Genomic DNA, 18,368 nt, shown 5'->3' with positions numbered 1-18,368 from the left:
TTAAAAAGATAAGGTCCCCTTTTGCCTTTTTAAGGAGGAAAAAAGAATGATTACGTTAACAGGACATACATTGACAGTTGAAGAAATGAAGAGGTTGTTACTTGAAGGAGAAGGTGTAACAGCTTGTCCAAATAGTATGCAAAAGGTAGCGGAATGCCGTGAAGTAGTTGAGAAAATCGTAGAAGACGGAAAAGTCGTTTACGGTATTACAACTGGATTTGGAAAGTTTAGTGATGTGCTTATCCATAAAGATGATGTAAAGGCACTTCAGCACAATTTAATTCAGTCACATGCATGTGGGATAGGCGATCCATTCCCAGAAGAAGTATCACGCGGTATGTTAATTTTACGAGCGAACACGATGCTTAAAGGAGTATCTGGTGTTAGACCACTCGTTGTAAATATGCTTCTTGAGTTTGTAAACCGTAAGATTCATCCAGTCGTTCCGCAACAAGGTTCACTTGGTGCGAGTGGTGATTTAGCACCTTTATCTCATCTTGCTCTCGTTTTATTAGGTGAAGGTGAAGTGTTCTATAAAGGAAAACGAGTTCATGCGATGGTTGCTCTTACAGAAGAAGGTCTTGAGCCAATTGAACTCGAAGCAAAAGAAGGTCTTGCGTTAATTAATGGTACGCAGGCGATGACAGCGCAAGGCGTACTGTCTTATATAGAAGCGGAAGCAACGGCTTATCAAGCTGAATTAATTGCATCTATGACAATTGAAGGATTACAAGGCATTATTGATGCATTTGATGAAAATGTTCATAAAGCACGCGGTTATAAAGAGCAAGTGGAAGTAGCGAGTAGAATCCGTGACATCCTTCATGATAGTAAGTTAACAACAAAACAAGGAGAACTTCGTGTACAGGATGCATATTCACTTCGTTGTATTCCGCAAGTACATGGTGCTTCTTGGCAAGTTTTAAATTATGTGAAAGAAAAATTAGAAATTGAAATGAATGCAGCGACAGATAACCCACTTATTTTCGATGGCGGAGAAAAAGTAATTTCAGGTGGTAATTTCCACGGTCAACCGATTGCATTTGCGATGGACTTCTTAAAAGTTGGAATGGCAGAACTTGCAAATATTTCAGAGCGCCGTATTGAACGCTTAGTAAATCCGCAGTTAAATGACTTACCACCATTTTTAAGTCCAGAACCAGGACTTCAGTCTGGTGCAATGATTATGCAATACGCTGCGGCGTCACTAGTTTCTGAAAATAAAACGTTAGCACATCCGGCGAGTGTTGATTCAATCCCGTCATCAGCTAACCAAGAAGATCACGTAAGTATGGGAACAATTGCTTCACGCCATGCACATCAAATTATTCAAAATGTAAGACGTGTTCTTTCTATTGAAATGATTTGTGCGATGCAAGCAGCAGAATATCGCGGTATTGAAAACATGAGTACAGTGACGAAGAGTTTCTACCATCAAGGTCGTCAGCAAGTACCTTCTATTACAAATGATCGCATCTTCTCAACGGATATTGAAAATATTACGCATTGGTTAAAAACGAATTATTCGATAAAAGAAAGATTAGATGTAAACGCAGCACTATAAAATGAGAAAAGGGAGAGATTGAAATGGAAAAAGTAAAACAAACAATTCGTGCGCCAAGAGGTACTGAGCTACAAACGAAAGGGTGGGTTCAAGAAGCTGCACTTCGTATGTTAATGAATAATTTAGACCCTGAAGTTGCTGAAAAACCAGAAGAGTTAGTTGTATATGGTGGAATTGGCCGCGCAGCTCGTAACTGGGAAAGCTACAATGCGATTGTAGATTCATTAAAAACGTTAGAAAGTGATGAAACGTTACTTGTTCAATCAGGAAAACCAGTTGCCATTTTTAAATCACATGAAGATGCACCACGTGTTCTTTTAGCGAACTCAAACTTAGTACCAAAGTGGGCGAACTGGGATCACTTCCGTGAACTAGAGAAAAAAGGTCTTATGATGTACGGACAAATGACAGCAGGTAGCTGGATTTATATTGGAACACAAGGGATTTTACAAGGAACATATGAAACATTTGGTGAAGCGGCACGTCAACATTTCGATGGTTCATTAAAAGGTACATTAACACTTACTGCTGGTTTAGGTGGTATGGGTGGTGCACAACCTCTTGCTGTAACGATGAATGGCGGTGTTGTCATTGCTATTGATGTTGATAAGCGCAGCATCGACCGTCGTATTGAAAAGAGATACTGTGATATGTATACAGAATCATTAGAAGAAGCGTTAACTGTTGCGAACGAGTATAAAGAGAAGAAAGAACCGATTTCTATTGGCTTATTAGGAAATGCAGCAGAAATTTTACCAGAGCTAGTGAAGCGCAATATTACGCCAGATTTAGTTACGGATCAAACATCTGCTCACGATCCATTAAACGGCTATATTCCAGTAGGTTACACATTAGAAGAAGCGGCAAAACTTCGTGAAGAAGATCCAGAACGTTACGTACAATTATCAAAAGAAAGCATGACAAAACATGTAGAAGCAATGCTTGCTATGCAAGAAAAAGGTGCGATTACATTTGATTATGGAAATAACATTCGCCAAGTTGCTTTCGATGAAGGCTTGAAAAATGCTTTCGATTTCCCAGGATTCGTTCCAGCATTCATTCGTCCATTATTCTGCGAAGGAAAAGGACCGTTCCGCTGGGTAGCACTTTCTGGTGATCCAGAAGATATTTATAAAACAGACGAAGTTATTTTACGTGAATTCGCTGACAATGAGCATTTATGTAACTGGATTCGTATGGCTCGTCAGCAAGTTGAATTCCAAGGTCTTCCATCACGTATTTGTTGGCTTGGTTACGGTGAACGCGCGAAATTTGGTCGCATTATTAATGAAATGGTTGCAAATGGTGAATTATCAGCACCGATCGTTATTGGTCGTGACCATTTAGATTGCGGATCAGTAGCTTCTCCAAACCGTGAAACAGAAGCGATGAAAGACGGCAGTGATGCAGTAGCTGACTGGCCAATTTTAAATGCATTAATTAATAGTGTAAACGGTGCGAGCTGGGTATCTGTTCACCACGGTGGTGGCGTTGGTATGGGTTATTCACTTCACGCTGGAATGGTTATCGTTGCAGACGGAACAGAAGCGGCAGCAAAACGTATTGAGCGCGTATTAACTTCTGACCCTGGAATGGGTGTTGTTCGTCACGTGGATGCAGGATATGACTTAGCGGTGGAAACTGCGAAAGAAAAAGGCGTTAACATTCCGATGATGAAATAAGGAGGAGAAAACATGCTGGACACTTTACTAATAAATATCGGTCAATTACTAACAATGGATCAAGAAGATGGCTTGTTAAGACGGGAAGCGATGAACACGCTTCCTGTTATTGAAAAAGGTGCGGTTGGAATTGAAAACGGCGTAATTACTTTCGTTGGAACAGCGGAAGAAGCGAAAGGATTACAAGCGAAAGAAGTTATTGATTGCGGCGGGAAAATGGTTTCTCCTGGTCTTGTTGACCCGCATACTCATCTTGTATTTGGTGGATCTCGTGAAAATGAAATCGCACTAAAATTACAAGGAGTTCCGTACTTAGAAATTTTAGAACAAGGCGGAGGTATTCTTTCGACTGTAAATGCAACGAAACAAGCATCGAAAGAAGAACTAGTTCAAAAAGCGAAATTCCATTTAGACCGCATGCTATCTTTCGGTGTGACAACTGTAGAAGCGAAGAGTGGTTACGGATTAGATGATGAGACAGAGTGGAAACAATTAGAGGCAACTGCACAATTACAAAAAGAGCATGCAATCGATTTAGTTTCCACATTTTTAGGTGCTCATGCAGTTCCGAAAGAGTATAAAGGTAGATCAAAAGAATTTTTACAATGGATGTTAGACCTACTACCAGAAATGAAAGAGAAGCAATTAGCTGAATTCGTTGATATTTTCTGTGAAACAGGTGTGTTCTCTGTAGAAGAATCAAAAGAGTTTTTATTAAAAGCGAAAGAGCTTGGCTTTGATGTGAAAATTCATGCAGATGAAATTGACCCTCTTGGTGGTGCGGAGGCAGCGGCTGAAATCGGTGCAGCATCAGCGGACCATTTAGTTGGCGCTTCTGATAAAGGAATTGAAATGCTTGCGAACTCGAATACAGTCGCAACATTATTACCAGGAACAACTTTCTATTTAAATAAAGAAAGCTTCGCTCGCGGTCGTAAAATGATTGATGAAGGTGTTGCGGTTGCGTTAGCTACAGACTTTAATCCAGGTAGCTGTCCAACTGAAAATATTCAGCTTATTATGAGCATTGCGATGCTAAAACTGAAAATGACACCAGAAGAAGTTTGGAATGCGGTAACAGTTAACTCATCTTATGCCATTAATCGTGGTGAAGTAGCTGGGAAAATTAGAGTGGGTCGCAAGGCAGATTTAGTTTTATGGGATGCTTACAATTATGCTTACGTACCGTACCATTACGGCGTAAGCCATGTAAATACAGTATGGAAGAATGGTAATATCGCATATACAAGAGGTGAACAATCGTGGAGCACGGCCACTATTTAAAGAAAAATGCAAAATTTATCGATCGTGAAGTGACGAAATGGAGTGAGATGATTAACGATTGGGAGGAAGGTGTAGAAATATTCGGTGCTGCCTTAATTGGAGCACCCCTTTCTAAACCATCTATTAGTCATTCAGGAGCATGTTTTGCGCCAAAAACAATTCGTGCGATGTTAGATGCATATAGCACATACGCAATTACAGAAGAACACGATATGAAAGAAAGTGTCTTGTATGATTGCGGTGATATTACGATGCATGTGACAGATATAAAAGAAAGTCATAACCGAATTGCGAAAACAGTTGGTCACTTAACGAAAGTAAATCCAAAAATGATACCAATCATTCTTGGTGGTGACCATTCGATTAGTTTCCCGAGTGTAACAGGTTTTGCAAATAGTAAAGGAAAGGTCGGTATTATTCAATTTGATGCCCATCATGATTTACGTAATTTAGATGATGGTGGTCCATCAAATGGTACACCGTTCCGTAGTTTACTAGAAAATGATGTCATTACAGGAAAACAACTCGTTCAAATTGGAATTCGCAACTTTTCAAATGCACGAGCATACCATGAATATGCAAAAGAGCATGGCGTGGCAGTGTATACAATGAAAGATGTAAGAGAAAGAGAAATAAAAGATATTATCGCGGAAAGTATTGAAGTATTAAGAAAACAAGGTGTGACGTCTATTTATATTTCTCTTGATATGGACGTACTAGACCAAGCGTTTGCGCCAGGTTGCCCAGCAATTGGCCCTGGAGGAATGGATAGCGCAACTTTATTTGATGCGATCGAATTCCTTGGCAAAGAACCGCTCGTTCAAGGGATGGATATAGTAGAAATTGATCCAACTCTTGATTTTAGGGATATGACGAGCAGAGTAGCAGCGCAAGTGATTATGAGTTTTCTTTTAGCGAGAGAAACGATTAGTAAACAGGTTAGTATATAAGCGAAGGATCGTGTGTGTCTTTCATTAAATAAAACACATCACTACTTATATGTAGTGATGTGTTTTTTGTTTTATAAGATATATAAAATCGGAGGGGGTGGGTGTGAAAAGGTAACAAAATCGCGGGTTTTTTAGTGTTTTTTTACAGATTGAATTTTTCTGTTTAAATAAATTGACATGGAAAATAATTTTGTGATATTATAAAAATTTTGCTAAAAAAATGAATGTGTGTTAAGATTGAGAAGGTTACCATATATGGAGGTGGATTATTTGTTTCAAATTGGCGATAACATTGTTTATCCAATGCAGGGAGCAGGTATAATTAAAGCCATAGAAGAGAAAGAAATCGCAGGAAAAAAACAACAGTATTATGTTATAAAAATGTCGGGGAGTAATATGGAAATAATGATTCCTGAAGGGAAAATATTGAATTCAAATATACGACCAGTCACGGATATAAAGGCATTAACACACATAATAGATATTTTTCAGCATGGAGAATCAGATAGATTACTTACGTGGAAACAAAGATATAAAGTGAATACAGATAAAATAAAGACGGGTAAAATACAAGAAGGTGCTGAAGTTGTGCGTGATTTATTACGTATGCAGAAAGAAAAAGCACTTAATGCAAGCGAAAAGAAAATGTTAGATAACGCACATGAATTTTTGATTAGTGAACTGGGATTAATTGAAGGTATCACAGAAAATCAAATAAAAAGCTTTTGTTAAGATTCATTACAAATAATGTATTATATCCCAAAAAAGATCTTGGATTTTTTGGGAGTATAATTATAGAGAATCAATCATTTCAAAGACATTCAACTCTTTCAAACCACTTTTAGAGCATTAACCACTTTTGTTATTACTACAATCAAATCCATTTTTATTTTTTAATTTCTTTTACGAATGTTCGAAGTTTAATTCAATACTTCGATAAAATAGTTACTTAATTTTTGCAATCCTGATTCACACTGGCACGGACAAGGAGCCGTAAGGATGAAAGAGAGGTAGGGCTTTCATTGTTTTAGGTATATAAGTTATTATTTTTAGAAGAACACTGAACCACTTTCACTTCTATTGATAAGGGATTTTATTATATGTGAATATATAATCATTGTGTATATTCTGTCTATAAAAGAGATAAACGAATTGACAGCCATATATGGTCAACTAAAAAAGGTTTCCTACTTAGGGAACCTTTTTAATTTTATTTATAGCATTCTATTTTTTTGATATTCGAATGTTTTATGGTGAAGTCGTATAAATTGACATTACTATCTAAAAGTAAGTATGATGCGATTATAGTTAGATTTTTTAGGGGGAAGAAAAATGACAAGTGCAAATAATAAAGCGGCAAGTATTTATGAAGGAACAAATATAAACGCTTGGGGGTCTTTTGAAAATATTGAAGAAACGAAGTTGTTTGATTCGATTCAAATTGGATCTTGGTCTCTTCGTAATCGCATAGCAATGGCGCCGATGACAAGATGTTTTGCAAATATTGAGACTGGAGTAGTTGGTGCTGATGTAGTAGAGTATTACCGGAAGCGTGCTGCAGATGGTGTTGGATTAATTATTACAGAAGGAATTGTTATTAGTCCGAGAGCGAAAGGAAACCCAGGTGTACCAGGTATTTATACACAAGAACAAATCGATTCTTGGAAACCTGTTACAGAGGCAGTACATAAAGAAGGCGGGACGATTATTGCTCAAATATGGCATGTTGGACGTATGAGTCATCATGAAATAATTGGTGGTCAATTGCCACAAGCACCGTCTGCAATCGCTGCAGAAGGGAATGTTCCACGTTTTCGTAAACCGTTTGATACACCAGAAGCAATGACGTTAGAAGAAATAAAAGAAGTTATCGGTCAATATGCACAAGCTGCGAAAAACGCAATCGAAGCTGGATTTGATGGAGTAGAAATTCACGGTGCACATGGATATTTAATTGATCAATTTACTTATGAGTTTGCGAATAAGCGTACAGATAAATACGGCGGTGATTTAAAGCAAAGGTTAACATTTATGAAAGAAGTAACTGAGGCTGTAATAGAAGCTGTTGGAGCTGATAAAACACTTCTTCGTTTCTCTGCCTTTAAAGGTGATAACCCTACTTATATGTGGGAAAACCCAAAACTTGCGATTGAAACATTCGTAAATATGTTTAAAGAAGTTGGATTAACGATGATCCACCCTTCAACGATGAATTATAAGCAAGTTATTGCTGACGGAAAGAATTTTCATCAATTAGTAAGGAAGTATTGGGATGGTACTATCGTAGGAGTAGGTAACTTGAATCCGAAAGAGGCAGAAGAAGCATTGCAAGAAGGAACAATTGATGTAGCGGCATTCGGAAGACCGTTAATTGCGAACCCAGACTTTGTTCATCGAATTAAACATGCTGAAAGTTTAGTTGAATATGATGCGAAAGAGCATCTTGTAACATTAGTGTGAATAAAGATAGAAGGAGAACACATTGAGTGTTCTCCTTTTATTATGGGATTTCATAGGGGGAAGCGGGATGAGTGAAACGCTACTCGTTATTATTAGTATATTACTATTTTTAATGTTACTTTTAATTGTCTTTTTTATCATTACATTTTTTATAAAAAAACGGACGCATCATTCTATTTTAAAACTACATCCATACTTAGGGAGGATGCGCTACTTATTGGAAAAGATAGGGCCTGAATTTCGGCAATATTGGTTTGATCACGATACGGATGGAAAGCCGTTCTCGCGTTATGACTTTCAAAGTGTTATGTTTTTAGCGAAATATCGCTCTGAAATACTTGGTTTTGGATCAAAAAGAGACTTTGAAGCTTCTGGCTATTATATTGCTAATACATTGTTTCCGATATTAACTGAGGAGTTAAGTGTGAATCTTTTGCAAGAGCAAGAAGGTAAAAAGTATGTGATTCATAAAGAAGGATTATTTTCAAGAAGAGAAAAATTGACAGCGGATACAACAAATCTTTGGTTATATGAAGATGACGATGCAATTATAGTTGGTGAAAGTCGTAAATACCCATGGAAACTACATGGCATGTTTGGAGCATCAGCGACATCTTACGGCGCGATTGGAGAAAATTATATTTTAGCAAGTGGTTTTGGGGCAAAAATGGCAGGAGGATCGTGGATTAATACTGGGGAAGGGGGCGTAATTCCAGAACATGTACATACAGGTGCAAATATCGTTGCACAAATTGGCCCAGGGTTATTTGGATATCGTGATGAGGATGGTAATTTTTCAATGGAAAAATTTATGGAGAAGGCGAAAGAAAGTAATATTAAAGCATTTGAATTGAAATTTGGGCAAGGTGCTAAAATACGTGGTGGTCATTTAGAGGGACAAAAAGTAAACGAGAAAATCGCTTCTGTTCGAAATGTACAAGAAGGAGAGACAATTAATTCACCGAATCGATTTTCATTTTTAAATAATGCAGCAGATACACTTTATTTTATTCAACAGTTGCAAGAGAACGGTGGTAAACCAGTCGGGATGAAAATTGTCATTGGGCAGCAGGGGCCTTTGGAAAATTTATTAAAAACAATGAAAGAATTAAATATCTATCCAGATTTTATTACAATTGATGGTTCAGAAGGTGGATCAGGTGCAACGTATAAATCGATGGCAGATAGTATGGGGATTCCGCTTATTCCAGCATTACTTACATTTATTGATACAGCAAATCAGTATGGTGTCCGTAATAAATTCAAAGTGTTTGCCTCTGGAAAATTAATTACACCAGATAAGGTGGCAATTGCTTTAGCGATTGGAGCAGATGCTGTAAATTCAGCGCGTGGTTTTATGATGGCAAGTGGTTGTATTATGGCGCTTCAATGTAACTCAGGTCAGTGTCCATCTGGAGTTGCGACGACGAATCCGCATTATCAAAAAGCGTTAGATCCCTATGAAAAGAAATGGAGGGTAATGAATTATATAATAAGTATGAGATATAGCTTGTTTGCATTAGCAGCAGCGGCAGGAGTAAAGAGCCCACGTCATTTAACGAGAGAGCATATTGTGTTTAAAGATGAAATGGGGAGGGTAGTTCCTCTTTCGGAATTATTCCCTATAAGTAAATAAAATGAACGCTCAGGATATCATACTTGTTAATAATCTGTATCAATCGGGATAAAAAGTTAAAGATATACTTTAAAGGTCATACGTTTGTTTGTATGACTTTTTTATTTGTGAATAAGGATAATTAAAGAGAAAAATAATGAAATAAGGGACTTATTGACAATAAAGAATAATTAACTTATAATAAATCTCGAATTCAAGATAATTTGGAATTTATTATAAGCGTAGATGAATTAGATGTTTTTTAAGAAATTATCTCGAATTCGAGATAATTTTAGTGTAATAGACAAAGATGTGTAATTTTATCCCGCTTTATATCGACTATAATGGTGGATTTTACATTTCAGTATGGACAAATTAAATAATGAATTTTAATGTATAACAGTTTTAAAATGAATAAAAAGGGGCGGAGAAAATGGAAAAGAAGACAATGGGAATTCATCACATTACAGCAATTGTAGGGCATCCGCAAGAAAATGTAGATTTTTACGCTGGTGTATTAGGTTTACGTTTAGTAAAACAAACAGTAAATTTTGATGATCCAGGTACGTACCATCTTTATTTTGGTAATGAAGGAGGAAAACCTGGAACAATTATTACGTTTTTCCCATGGGCAGGTGCTCGTCAAGGAATTATTGGTGACGGTCAAGTAGGAATTACTTCTTATGTCGTACCAAAAGGGGCAATGGAATTTTGGGAAAATAGATTAGAAAAATTCGATGTTCCGTATACAAAGATGAATCGTTTTGGAGAAGAGTATTTAGAATTTGATGATCCCCATGGTTTGCATTTAGAATTAGTTGAAAGAGAAGGGGGCGAATTAAATACGTGGAGTTTTGGAGGCGTTACGCCGGAAATGGCAATTAAAGGATTTGGTGGCGCTGTTCTTTTATCTGCACAACCTCAAAAAACAGCTGAATTGTTAGAACATGTTATGGGTCTTGAGAAAGTTGGAGAAGAAGGTGAGTTCGTGCGATTCCGTTCTTCTGCTGATATTGGAAATATTATCGATTTGAGATTATCAACAATTGGACGTGGCCAGATGGGTGTTGGTACAGTTCATCATATTGCTTGGAGAGCGAGTGATGATGCTGATCAACTAGATTGGAAAGAGCATGTTTCCCGCTTTGGATATGGCGTAACGCCTGTGCAAGATCGAAATTATTTTAACGCGATTTATTTTAGAGAACACGGTGAAATTTTATTTGAAATTGCAACAGATCCTCCTGGTTTTGCTCATGACGAATCGTTAGAGACGATGGGTGAGGAGTTAAAGTTACCAGAGCGATATGAATCACATAGACAACAGATTGAACAAACTCTCTTACCATTTGAAGTAAGAAATCTAGATTAAAGTGATTGAAAGGGGAAAAGGAATAATGATGAAGCATATTTTTCAAAAAGGAAAAGATACGTCAAAACCAGTGTTGTTATTACTTCATGGTACTGGCGGTAATGAATTAGATTTATTGCCACTTGCAGAAAGAATTGATTCAGAAGCTTCAGTATTAAGTGTTCGCGGAAATGTATTAGAAAATGGCATGCCGCGTTTCTTCCGTAGATTAGCAGAAGGTGTTTTTGATGAAGAAGATTTAGTTTTCCGTACGAAGGAATTAAATGAGTTTTTAAATGAAGCAGCAAAAACATATGAATTTGATAGAAATAACATTGTAGCTATCGGTTATTCAAATGGAGCAAACATTGCCGCGAGTTTATTATTCCATTACGAAAATGCATTAAAAGGTGCGATTCTTCATCACCCGATGGTGCCTAGAAGAGGAATGAAATTACCTAATGTAGCTGAAACAGCAGTATTTATCGCCGCTGGGACAAATGATCCAATTTGTTCACCTTCTGAGTCAGAGGAATTGAAGACGTTATTAGAAAATGCAAATGCAAACGTAACAATGCACTGGGAAAATAGAGGGCATCAATTAACGATTGGTGAAGTAGAAAAAGCAAAAGAGTGGTATGACAAAATATTTCTATAAGTTGTAAATTATAAAAAAGCATCTGCTAACGAGTAGCAGATGCTTTTTTATGATTTAAGACTGAATTGCAAGATGAGATGAAGAAAGTGGCAATTGAATATCAACGATAGTACCTTTATTTAATTCGCTTGAAATGTGTAACTTACCATGATGTTCTTCAATTATTTTGTAACACATCATTAATCCTAGTCCAGTGCCTTTTTCTTTTAAACTATAAAACGGTTCGCCTAAACGAGAGAGGCGATCTTCTGGAATACCACAGCCTTCGTCAATAATACGAATTACGATGAAATTATTGTCTAACGATTTGATTTGAATGAAAATATTTCCGCCATTTGGCATCGCTTCTATTGCGTTTTTTAATATGTTAATAAAAACTTGTTTTAATTGATTACCATCGCATTGAATGTCATGTTTATGGTTGAAATGATCCATAATGATATGAACGCTATGCATAATGGCAGTCGGTAAAATAAATGTGACGACCTCTTCTATTAAAGTTTGTATGTTGCAAGTTTGGATGGATAATACTTGCGGCTTAGACATAGCCATAAATTGACTCGTGATGGATTCCATTTGTGAAATTTCGCCTAACATAACATCGACATACCATTTATTCTCCTCATTTATTTCAGGGAGTAACAATGTTAAAAAACCTTTTAGAGACGTAAGTGGGTTTCGAATTTCATGTGCAATTCCAGCTGTCAATTGTCCGACTACTGCGAGTTTTTCTGATTTCCGTAATAACTTTTCAGTTTCTTTTAGCTCAGTAACATCCCTTCCCATCACAATAAGACCTTTACGCGAACCATCAGGGTGGTAAAGAGGGACTTTTGATATACTTAAGATGAGGTCGAAATCCTCTCTATGTATAATGAATTCTTCTCCGTGAAGAATTTGTCCTTTTTGCCATGCTAGTTCATCGACTTCTTCACAGTGTAAAAAAGCTTCTCGGTACGATTCATTATATTGAATGAGTTCACTGTCCCTTTTTCCATGATAGGGTACATGATGGAATTTAAAGCAGGAAAGTGCGTAGTCATTTGCTTCAAGCCAGCGACCTTCATGATCCTTAAATATAACAAACGCAGGCATTGAATTCATTAATGTGCGTAATCTCTTCTCACTTTCTTTTAACAACTGTTCAATTCTTGCTGATTTTTCAAGAGGTTTCATAATCGCATATACACCTGTTAGACGGTTCTTCACAAATATGGGAACTATTTTTGTTACGACGTCTAACAAATATCCGTCTTGATGATAAATAGATACGATATACTCTTGTTGATTGTCTGCTTCAGTATTTGTTATATATTGTAATACTTGTTCAGAAATATGGGCTTCCAAAATAGAGGTAATGCTTTTTCGCTCTAATTCTTCAGAAGAGTAACCAAGTATTCTTTCGGCAGAAGGATTGATATGTAAAATAATTCCTTCTAAATTCAATGAAATAATACTATCAGGGTTATGTTCAAAAAGAGAGGCGTACATTTCTGCCAAAGAACGATTTTGTATATGGTTTCGCAAACGTCCAGATACGTTAAGCTGACGTTTTTTTTGAGTAGATGAATATTTTTTACGACTCATAATATTTCCTCCGTACAACTAGCATCTAAAAGATTAATCTACTAATAACTATAATATAGATGTAATGTGTATTTCTATAAAAAATGGAAATTGCGGAATAAATTTTGTTTTCTTTATTTTCGCAAAAGGAATATAAGGTGGTAATAAGAGGGGCTTATATTGTTTTATAAATCTTTTGTAAGTTACAAGGGCGTGTTTCCGTTATAACATTAGAGTTGAAGAGGGGGAGAGAAAATGAAAAATTACATTCAAGGGATTGACCATGTGCAAGTTGCTGTACCTGTAGGATGTGAAGATGAAGCACGAGAGTTTTATGGTAATAAAATTGGTATGGAAGAAATTCCGAAGCCAGAGGAATTAAAGAAGCGTGGCGGGTGTTGGTTTAAGTGTGGAAATCAAGAAATCCATATTGGTGTGGAGCAAAACTTTATACCAGCTAAAAAGGCACATCCAGCTTTTTATGTGAATGAAATTAGTGAATTTAAGCAAACGTTGATAGAGCAAGGTGTCGAAGTGACTGATGATCATGCACGGCCAGATGTAATTAGATTTTATGTGTCTGATCCATTTGGAAATCGAATTGAATTTATGCAAAATAAAGACTAGGTGGATTCCCGCCTAGTCTTTAACTTCTTCTGAAAAGTCCTAACACTTCTACAGTTTCTGTAATATTAACGAACGCGTGCGGATCAATTTCAGAAATTGTTAGTTTCATACTTGCTAATTCTTCACGAGAAACGACTGTCATAAGTACACGCTTTTTCTCGCTTGAATAAGCACCTTCGCCATCAAGTAATGTAATCCCACGTACAACGGTTGAAAGAAGCTGCTGTTTCATTTTTTCTGCTTCGTTTGTTACAATCATAAGTGTAACTTTACTATGTTTTGTATGAACCGCATCGATTACTTTACCAGTTACATAAATTGAAAGTAAGCTTGTAAGTGCAACATCCCAAGTGAAGAAAAATCCTGCAATAACAACAACGACTGCATTTAAAGCAATAAGGAATCCGCCAAGTTTAATGTCTCTTTTGCGGGATAACAACATACCGATAATATCAAATCCACCAGTTGATCCATTACAGTTAAAAACAAGACCGATACCAGCTCCGGCAATGACACCTCCGAAGATAGACGATAAAAGTGGATCTGTTGCTACGACTTTTACTGGAACGTAGTATAATGCAACAGATAATACAATTACAGAGATAACTGTGTTAAAAATTACTTTTTTTCCAAGACCCATGTATCCTAAAATAAGGATAGGTAAGTTTAATACGAAGTTAATAATACCTGTGTTTACAGGGGTTACAATCCCTAAAATAATAGCAATTCCGCCAATTCCACTACTTAAAATTTTGTGGGGGATAAGGAAAAGATTAAAGGCAATCGCAATAATAAAAGAACCAATAATAACACCAAGAAATCTGAGCATCTCTTTCCCGTCCTTCACTAAAAAATTCATATTATTTCAAGATTATATATGATATTGAAAGTTTTGGGTGAAAACAGTTTATTTTGGAAAATTAGATTAATCAAAATATTTCAGTTATTCCACAACTTGAAAGGGGATACAGATATGGGGATAAAAACGTATCAACAAAAAAGCCCGTTGAAACATGAGTGTGAGGATTCATTTTTTTGTAATGAAAATAAAATGATTTATGGTGTATGTGATGGTGCAACACCACTCGTCCCGTTTCGTGATGAAAAGGGACATAATGGAGCGTACATCGCTTCGCATTTATTTGCAAGTTATTTTACTTCATTACGTGAAAATCATAGTTTACAAGTTGCAGTTGCAAAAGCAAATGAAGTATTGCAAAGCAAAATGTTAGAATATAGAGTAGACATGAGAAAAAAAGAGCATTTGTGGTGTACATGTATTGCGGCAGTTCAAATAGATGGTGAGAAAATTGAATATGCGCAGTTAGGGGACTGTATGATCGTCGCAATCCTTCAAAATGGAACGATTCAATTATTAACGAAAGACACAGTTAAAGGAATTAGTAAACGAGCAAAAAAGAAGAGGGAAGAAGATCGTAAAAAAGGGTTATCTGTGCCAGAAGAACATATTTTTCAAGATGTTCGAGAACAGTTAAAATACAATCGTTACCTTGCAAATATGCCAAATGGGTATTCAGTTGCAAATGGGATGAAAGAAGCAATGAATTATTTACAATATGGTGAATTACAAGTAGAAGAATTAAGTGGGATTTTTATTTGTTCAGATGGATTATTCCACCCAGATTGGTCATTAGAACAAACTGTTGCCTATATAAAAAAGAATAGTATAGAAGAATATGTAGTGATTATTGAACAGCTAGAAGGTGAGCAGAGAATAAGGCCAGATGATAAAACCCTTATTATGATCGATTTTTAAAAGGAGGAAGTTCAGATGGAAATTAAATGCGCAAATTTAACATTTCAAGATGAGTTAGTTCCTTTAGAAAAAGTAAATAAGTTAATAATTCATCATACGTCAGAAGATGGATGGGATGTGTATAAAACTCACGAATTTCATCAAAAGGTAAGGGGATGGAGCGGGATTGGTTACAATTATTTTATTGAAGAAGATGGAACTGTAGTCGAAGGGCGAGGTTTACATATTGGAGCACATGCGAAAGATAATAATAGTGATACAATTGGAATATGTATGACAGGAAATTTTGATAAATATAATCCAACTACCCCGCAAATGAATGCATTATATTCTTTATGTAAAATGTTTATGAAGCAGTTTGCCCTAGAGAAAGGAAATATACTCGGTCATAGGGAGTTAGAAGGGGTTACAAAAACTTGTCCAGGAAATCGTTTTTCTATGGTAGAGTTAAGAAAAGTATTATCTTAAATATAGAGGAGTAACGAATGATGATGAACATAAAAATACCAACTGATAAAAAAGAAGAGCTTGTAGCACAAATTCAGCAATTTTTCGTTGAAGAAGATTTAGATGAGATTGGACGTTTCCAAGCAGAACGTTTAATAGAAGAAATGATTAAATTAGTAGGACCATTTGCATACAATCAAGCAATTGGAGATGCAAGAAAACTTGTGACTGAAAAATTATCAAATATTGAAGAAGATTTATATGTGTTAGAGAAGAGTGAGGGAAAATAAAAAGAGCCGACGGGCTCTTTTTTATTTTCCCTTCTTTAATATTCTTTTATATGCATGTGCTTTTTCTTTTAAACCATGATCATGCTTAGTCATACACTTCTCCTCCTTGTAGTTTGAATATTATTAATTGGATAGAAAAGAAGCTGTCATAAAATGTATAAGACTGTAATGGAAAAAGAAAGGATGTTAATTACATGTCTTTCGCAGTCCATATTGATTTTGTATAAGCAATTTTCATATGGGCACGTTCCATATTATGTTGACTGCCGCTACCAAATCGCGCTTGTCCAACTATTAACTTGCAGTTGGATTCAATGGCCGTCTCAATTCGTTTTTGAATTAATGCAGTATGACAGCCTTTCCTCTGGAATTCCGGTAAAGTAGCGGAAGCAGCTAATGAGGCAATCCCCTTATTTATATACAGGACACCAATACCAGCAGGGATATTTTGAACTTCAGCTATGAAAAAATGCCATCCTGGTTTATTGTAAAGAATTTCGTTGTTTTGATGGACGCCATCTTTTGTAAAGGACGGCATATTAAATCCGCTTACATATATGTCTGCAAAAATATTAAACTCATTTTCTTTTAGTTGGCGTACTGAAATGTTAGACGGAAGAAGGGATGAATCTTCTCTCGGTATATTATATAAAGCAGTATGGAAGCTGGATTGGTAAAAACCTTTTTGAGATAAATATTGAAATAGTTCAGTTGTGCCTTGCGCTGGTGTGATTTCAAAGCGGCAAGGAATTTGTAGTGATTGATAATAAGAGATGATTTCATCTATCTGATCTGTATTTGTAAATGTAATGCCTTTTACTGTATTAAAAGTAGGACCAGCGATTACTTTTGATGAAAAGGCAGTGGCACTTCCGAATTTTTTCATTTGTACTTGCATTGGGTTTCCATTTATTTCTTGTAGTGCCTCTAATCTAGAAGAAAGCATATTTATTTCCGCGTTTTCAATTTCACTGGCTGCATCAAGTGTCATAATCGTACTCATAAGATTCCTCCGTCAATTAATATAGTTTATAGTACATATACGATTTTTGCTCAGAGATTCCTGTTGTAATGTAAGAGAATAAGAAGTTTTTTGGAAGGGAAATGGAAGTGAACTGTCGAAGGGAGTGGAAACAGATTAAAGGTGGTGCTCTCATGAAACAGAAAGACGTGCAGACATGCTCTCATTGTGGTTCTCAAAACATAGGGGAAGGAGAGTTTATCGGATATGCACAAATAAGGAAAAAGGAGACGATGTTCACATCTTCACCAGTGGATGCTTATATTTGTACAGATTGCGGGAATATCCTTTTATTAAAGGTACGGAACTATGAAAAATTTAAGCAGAAGCCGTTATGATCATTGAGAAGTGGTCGTATCCAACGTTATATACGAAACGACTTATATTAAGGAAAATTAATATGAGTGATAGTTTACATATATTTGAGTATGCTGCTGATAAAGAGATGACAACATATACTGTATGGGATGCTCATCAATCGTTGCATGACACAGCTGAATATATAGAAGGAATTGTGAGTGGGTACGAGAAAGAACAAGTAGCTCCCCTTGGCATAGTGTTAAAAGGGGAGCAAAAACTTATAGGGACTTGTGGGTTTATAAAGTATGATTCAACTGCACATAAAGTAGAAATTGCATACGCTTTATCACGAAAATATTGGGGAAGAGGATTGGCTACCGAGGCTGCATTAGCTTTTTTTAACCATGGTTTTCATGAGTTACGTCTTAATCGTATTGAAGCGGGGTGTAACTCGGAAAATGAAGCATCTGAAAGATTAATGAAACGTTTGAATATGGAGTATGAATGTACGCTTCAAAATGATTTGTTCGTTAAAGGTAAGTATCGTGATACGAAAAAGTATCATATATCTAGGGAAAGATATATGAACCAATGAAATAGTTTTTATTGAAAACTCCTTTAAATAAATAAGGGAGTTTTTCGTTTTTTTTATAACAATAATTACCTTTAATTGTTATAATTTGTTATTAGAAGAAAATGTTTTATTAACGTCATAATCATAGAAGAAACTAGCTAAATCGTATATAAAACCGCAATATAACACAATCGCAACCGTA

The 18,368-nt window shown here is 36.1% G+C and carries 18 protein-coding genes; 15 read left to right on the top strand and 3 right to left on the bottom strand.

Features of this window, described 5'->3' with window-relative positions:
* Positions 1–46 precede the first annotated feature (46 nt).
* From hutH to COC96_RS20510, 9 genes are all read left to right on the top strand, one after another.
* Entirely contained in the window at positions 47–1,564 is a 1,518-nt protein-coding gene (gene hutH / locus COC96_RS20550) for a histidine ammonia-lyase (protein WP_098267009.1), read from the top strand.
* 23 nt (positions 1,565–1,587) lie between these two features.
* On the top strand, positions 1,588–3,246 hold the full coding sequence (gene hutU / locus COC96_RS20545) for a urocanate hydratase (RefSeq protein WP_059303522.1): 1,659 nt from the start codon (positions 1,588–1,590) through the stop codon (positions 3,244–3,246).
* Positions 3,247–3,258: 12 nt separating this feature from the next.
* Positions 3,259–4,530: an imidazolonepropionase gene (gene hutI / locus COC96_RS20540; RefSeq protein ID WP_098769272.1), complete on the top strand. Its 1,272-nt coding sequence runs from the start codon at positions 3,259–3,261 to the stop codon at positions 4,528–4,530.
* Entirely contained in the window at positions 4,509–5,480 is a 972-nt protein-coding gene (gene hutG, locus COC96_RS20535) for a formimidoylglutamase (RefSeq protein ID WP_098769271.1), read from the top strand. The genes hutI and hutG overlap by 22 nt, the downstream gene beginning before the upstream one ends.
* A 270-nt stretch (positions 5,481–5,750) precedes the next feature.
* The gene (locus tag COC96_RS20530; RefSeq protein ID WP_170933751.1) at positions 5,751–6,212 is read left to right on the top strand and encodes a CarD family transcriptional regulator; all 462 of its coding nucleotides are present in this window, start codon (positions 5,751–5,753) and stop codon (positions 6,210–6,212) included.
* Between the two features lie 600 nt (positions 6,213–6,812).
* Complete coding sequence (locus COC96_RS20525) at positions 6,813–7,940, top strand: alkene reductase (protein WP_098267012.1); 1,128 nt, start codon at positions 6,813–6,815, stop codon at positions 7,938–7,940.
* Between the two features lie 67 nt (positions 7,941–8,007).
* A complete protein-coding gene (locus COC96_RS20520; protein ID WP_098769270.1) occupies positions 8,008–9,576 on the top strand; it encodes an FMN-binding glutamate synthase family protein in 1,569 nt (522 codons plus the stop codon).
* Between the two features lie 412 nt (positions 9,577–9,988).
* Positions 9,989–10,927 (top strand): ring-cleaving dioxygenase, encoded by a 939-nt coding sequence (locus tag COC96_RS20515; protein WP_098769269.1) that lies wholly within the window; start codon positions 9,989–9,991, stop codon positions 10,925–10,927.
* 25 nt (positions 10,928–10,952) lie between these two features.
* Entirely contained in the window at positions 10,953–11,564 is a 612-nt protein-coding gene (locus COC96_RS20510) for an alpha/beta hydrolase (RefSeq protein ID WP_098267015.1), read from the top strand.
* 54 nt (positions 11,565–11,618) lie between these two features.
* On the opposite strand, the gene COC96_RS20505 is transcribed toward COC96_RS20510, so the two are convergent.
* Positions 11,619–13,151, bottom strand: a complete 1,533-nt coding sequence (locus COC96_RS20505) for a BA3702 family sensor histidine kinase (protein ID WP_098267016.1) — start codon at positions 13,149–13,151, stop codon at positions 11,619–11,621.
* Positions 13,152–13,385: 234 nt separating this feature from the next.
* On the opposite strand from COC96_RS20505, the gene COC96_RS20500 reads away from it, so the two are divergent.
* Positions 13,386–13,757 (top strand): VOC family protein, encoded by a 372-nt coding sequence (locus COC96_RS20500; protein ID WP_098267017.1) that lies wholly within the window; start codon positions 13,386–13,388, stop codon positions 13,755–13,757.
* A gap of 19 nt (positions 13,758–13,776) precedes the next feature.
* Here the strand turns inward: COC96_RS20500 and COC96_RS20495 are convergent, their stop codons facing one another.
* Complete coding sequence (locus tag COC96_RS20495) at positions 13,777–14,616, bottom strand: YitT family protein (protein WP_098267018.1); 840 nt, start codon at positions 14,614–14,616, stop codon at positions 13,777–13,779.
* 114 nt (positions 14,617–14,730) lie between these two features.
* Here COC96_RS20495 and COC96_RS20490 point away from each other — a divergent pair, with 114 nt between their 5' ends.
* The 3 genes from COC96_RS20490 to COC96_RS20480 are packed head-to-tail and all read left to right on the top strand — an operon-like array spanning position 14,731 to position 16,271.
* A complete protein-coding gene (locus COC96_RS20490) occupies positions 14,731–15,534 on the top strand; it encodes a protein phosphatase 2C domain-containing protein (RefSeq protein ID WP_098769268.1) in 804 nt (267 codons plus the stop codon).
* A 15-nt stretch (positions 15,535–15,549) separates the two neighbouring features.
* Complete coding sequence (locus tag COC96_RS20485) at positions 15,550–16,002, top strand: peptidoglycan recognition protein family protein (protein WP_098267020.1); 453 nt, start codon at positions 15,550–15,552, stop codon at positions 16,000–16,002.
* A 17-nt stretch (positions 16,003–16,019) separates the two neighbouring features.
* Entirely contained in the window at positions 16,020–16,271 is a 252-nt protein-coding gene (locus COC96_RS20480) for a DUF2164 domain-containing protein (RefSeq protein WP_002018980.1), read from the top strand.
* 190 nt (positions 16,272–16,461) lie between these two features.
* On the opposite strand, the gene COC96_RS20475 is transcribed toward COC96_RS20480, so the two are convergent.
* Positions 16,462–17,274: a GNAT family N-acetyltransferase gene (locus COC96_RS20475; protein WP_098769267.1), complete on the bottom strand. Its 813-nt coding sequence runs from the start codon at positions 17,272–17,274 to the stop codon at positions 16,462–16,464.
* A 152-nt stretch (positions 17,275–17,426) separates the two neighbouring features.
* Between COC96_RS20475 and COC96_RS20470 the strand changes: the two genes are divergently transcribed.
* Together COC96_RS20470 and COC96_RS20465 are read left to right on the top strand one after the other, a co-directional pair.
* A complete protein-coding gene (locus tag COC96_RS20470; RefSeq protein WP_088233228.1) occupies positions 17,427–17,630 on the top strand; it encodes a hypothetical protein in 204 nt (67 codons plus the stop codon).
* Positions 17,627–18,187, top strand: coding sequence for a GNAT family N-acetyltransferase (locus COC96_RS20465; protein ID WP_098267022.1), 561 nt, complete (start codon positions 17,627–17,629; stop codon positions 18,185–18,187). Before COC96_RS20470 ends, COC96_RS20465 begins: the two co-directional genes overlap by 4 nt.
* Positions 18,188–18,368: the final 181 nt, after the last annotated feature.

Origin of the sequence: Bacillus cereus (assembly GCF_002577405.1) — a bacterium.
GTDB classification, from domain to species: Bacteria; Bacillota; Bacilli; order Bacillales; family Bacillaceae_G; genus Bacillus_A; species Bacillus_A cereus_AU.
Note: the sequence above shows the minus strand (reverse complement) of the source record. Positions and strands in the feature narration are given on the sequence as shown.

Coding starts and splice junctions, on each gene's coding strand:
- COC96_RS20505 (WP_098267016.1), bottom strand. CDS start 13,151: ATGAGTCGTAAAAAATATTCATCTACTCAAAAAAAACGTCAGCTTAAC.
- COC96_RS20510 (WP_098267015.1), top strand. CDS start 10,953: ATGATGAAGCATATTTTTCAAAAAGGAAAAGATACGTCAAAACCAGTG.
- COC96_RS20495 (WP_098267018.1), bottom strand. CDS start 14,616: ATGAATTTTTTAGTGAAGGACGGGAAAGAGATGCTCAGATTTCTTGGT.
- COC96_RS20470 (WP_088233228.1), top strand. CDS start 17,427: ATGAAACAGAAAGACGTGCAGACATGCTCTCATTGTGGTTCTCAAAAC.
- COC96_RS20475 (WP_098769267.1), bottom strand. CDS start 17,274: ATGAGTACGATTATGACACTTGATGCAGCCAGTGAAATTGAAAACGCG.
- COC96_RS20500 (WP_098267017.1), top strand. CDS start 13,386: ATGAAAAATTACATTCAAGGGATTGACCATGTGCAAGTTGCTGTACCT.
- COC96_RS20480 (WP_002018980.1), top strand. CDS start 16,020: ATGATGATGAACATAAAAATACCAACTGATAAAAAAGAAGAGCTTGTA.
- COC96_RS20485 (WP_098267020.1), top strand. CDS start 15,550: ATGGAAATTAAATGCGCAAATTTAACATTTCAAGATGAGTTAGTTCCT.
- hutU (WP_059303522.1), top strand. CDS start 1,588: ATGGAAAAAGTAAAACAAACAATTCGTGCGCCAAGAGGTACTGAGCTA.
- hutI (WP_098769272.1), top strand. CDS start 3,259: ATGCTGGACACTTTACTAATAAATATCGGTCAATTACTAACAATGGAT.
- hutH (WP_098267009.1), top strand. CDS start 47: ATGATTACGTTAACAGGACATACATTGACAGTTGAAGAAATGAAGAGG.
- COC96_RS20525 (WP_098267012.1), top strand. CDS start 6,813: ATGACAAGTGCAAATAATAAAGCGGCAAGTATTTATGAAGGAACAAAT.
- COC96_RS20520 (WP_098769270.1), top strand. CDS start 8,008: ATGAGTGAAACGCTACTCGTTATTATTAGTATATTACTATTTTTAATG.
- COC96_RS20515 (WP_098769269.1), top strand. CDS start 9,989: ATGGAAAAGAAGACAATGGGAATTCATCACATTACAGCAATTGTAGGG.
- COC96_RS20465 (WP_098267022.1), top strand. CDS start 17,627: ATGATCATTGAGAAGTGGTCGTATCCAACGTTATATACGAAACGACTT.
- COC96_RS20490 (WP_098769268.1), top strand. CDS start 14,731: ATGGGGATAAAAACGTATCAACAAAAAAGCCCGTTGAAACATGAGTGT.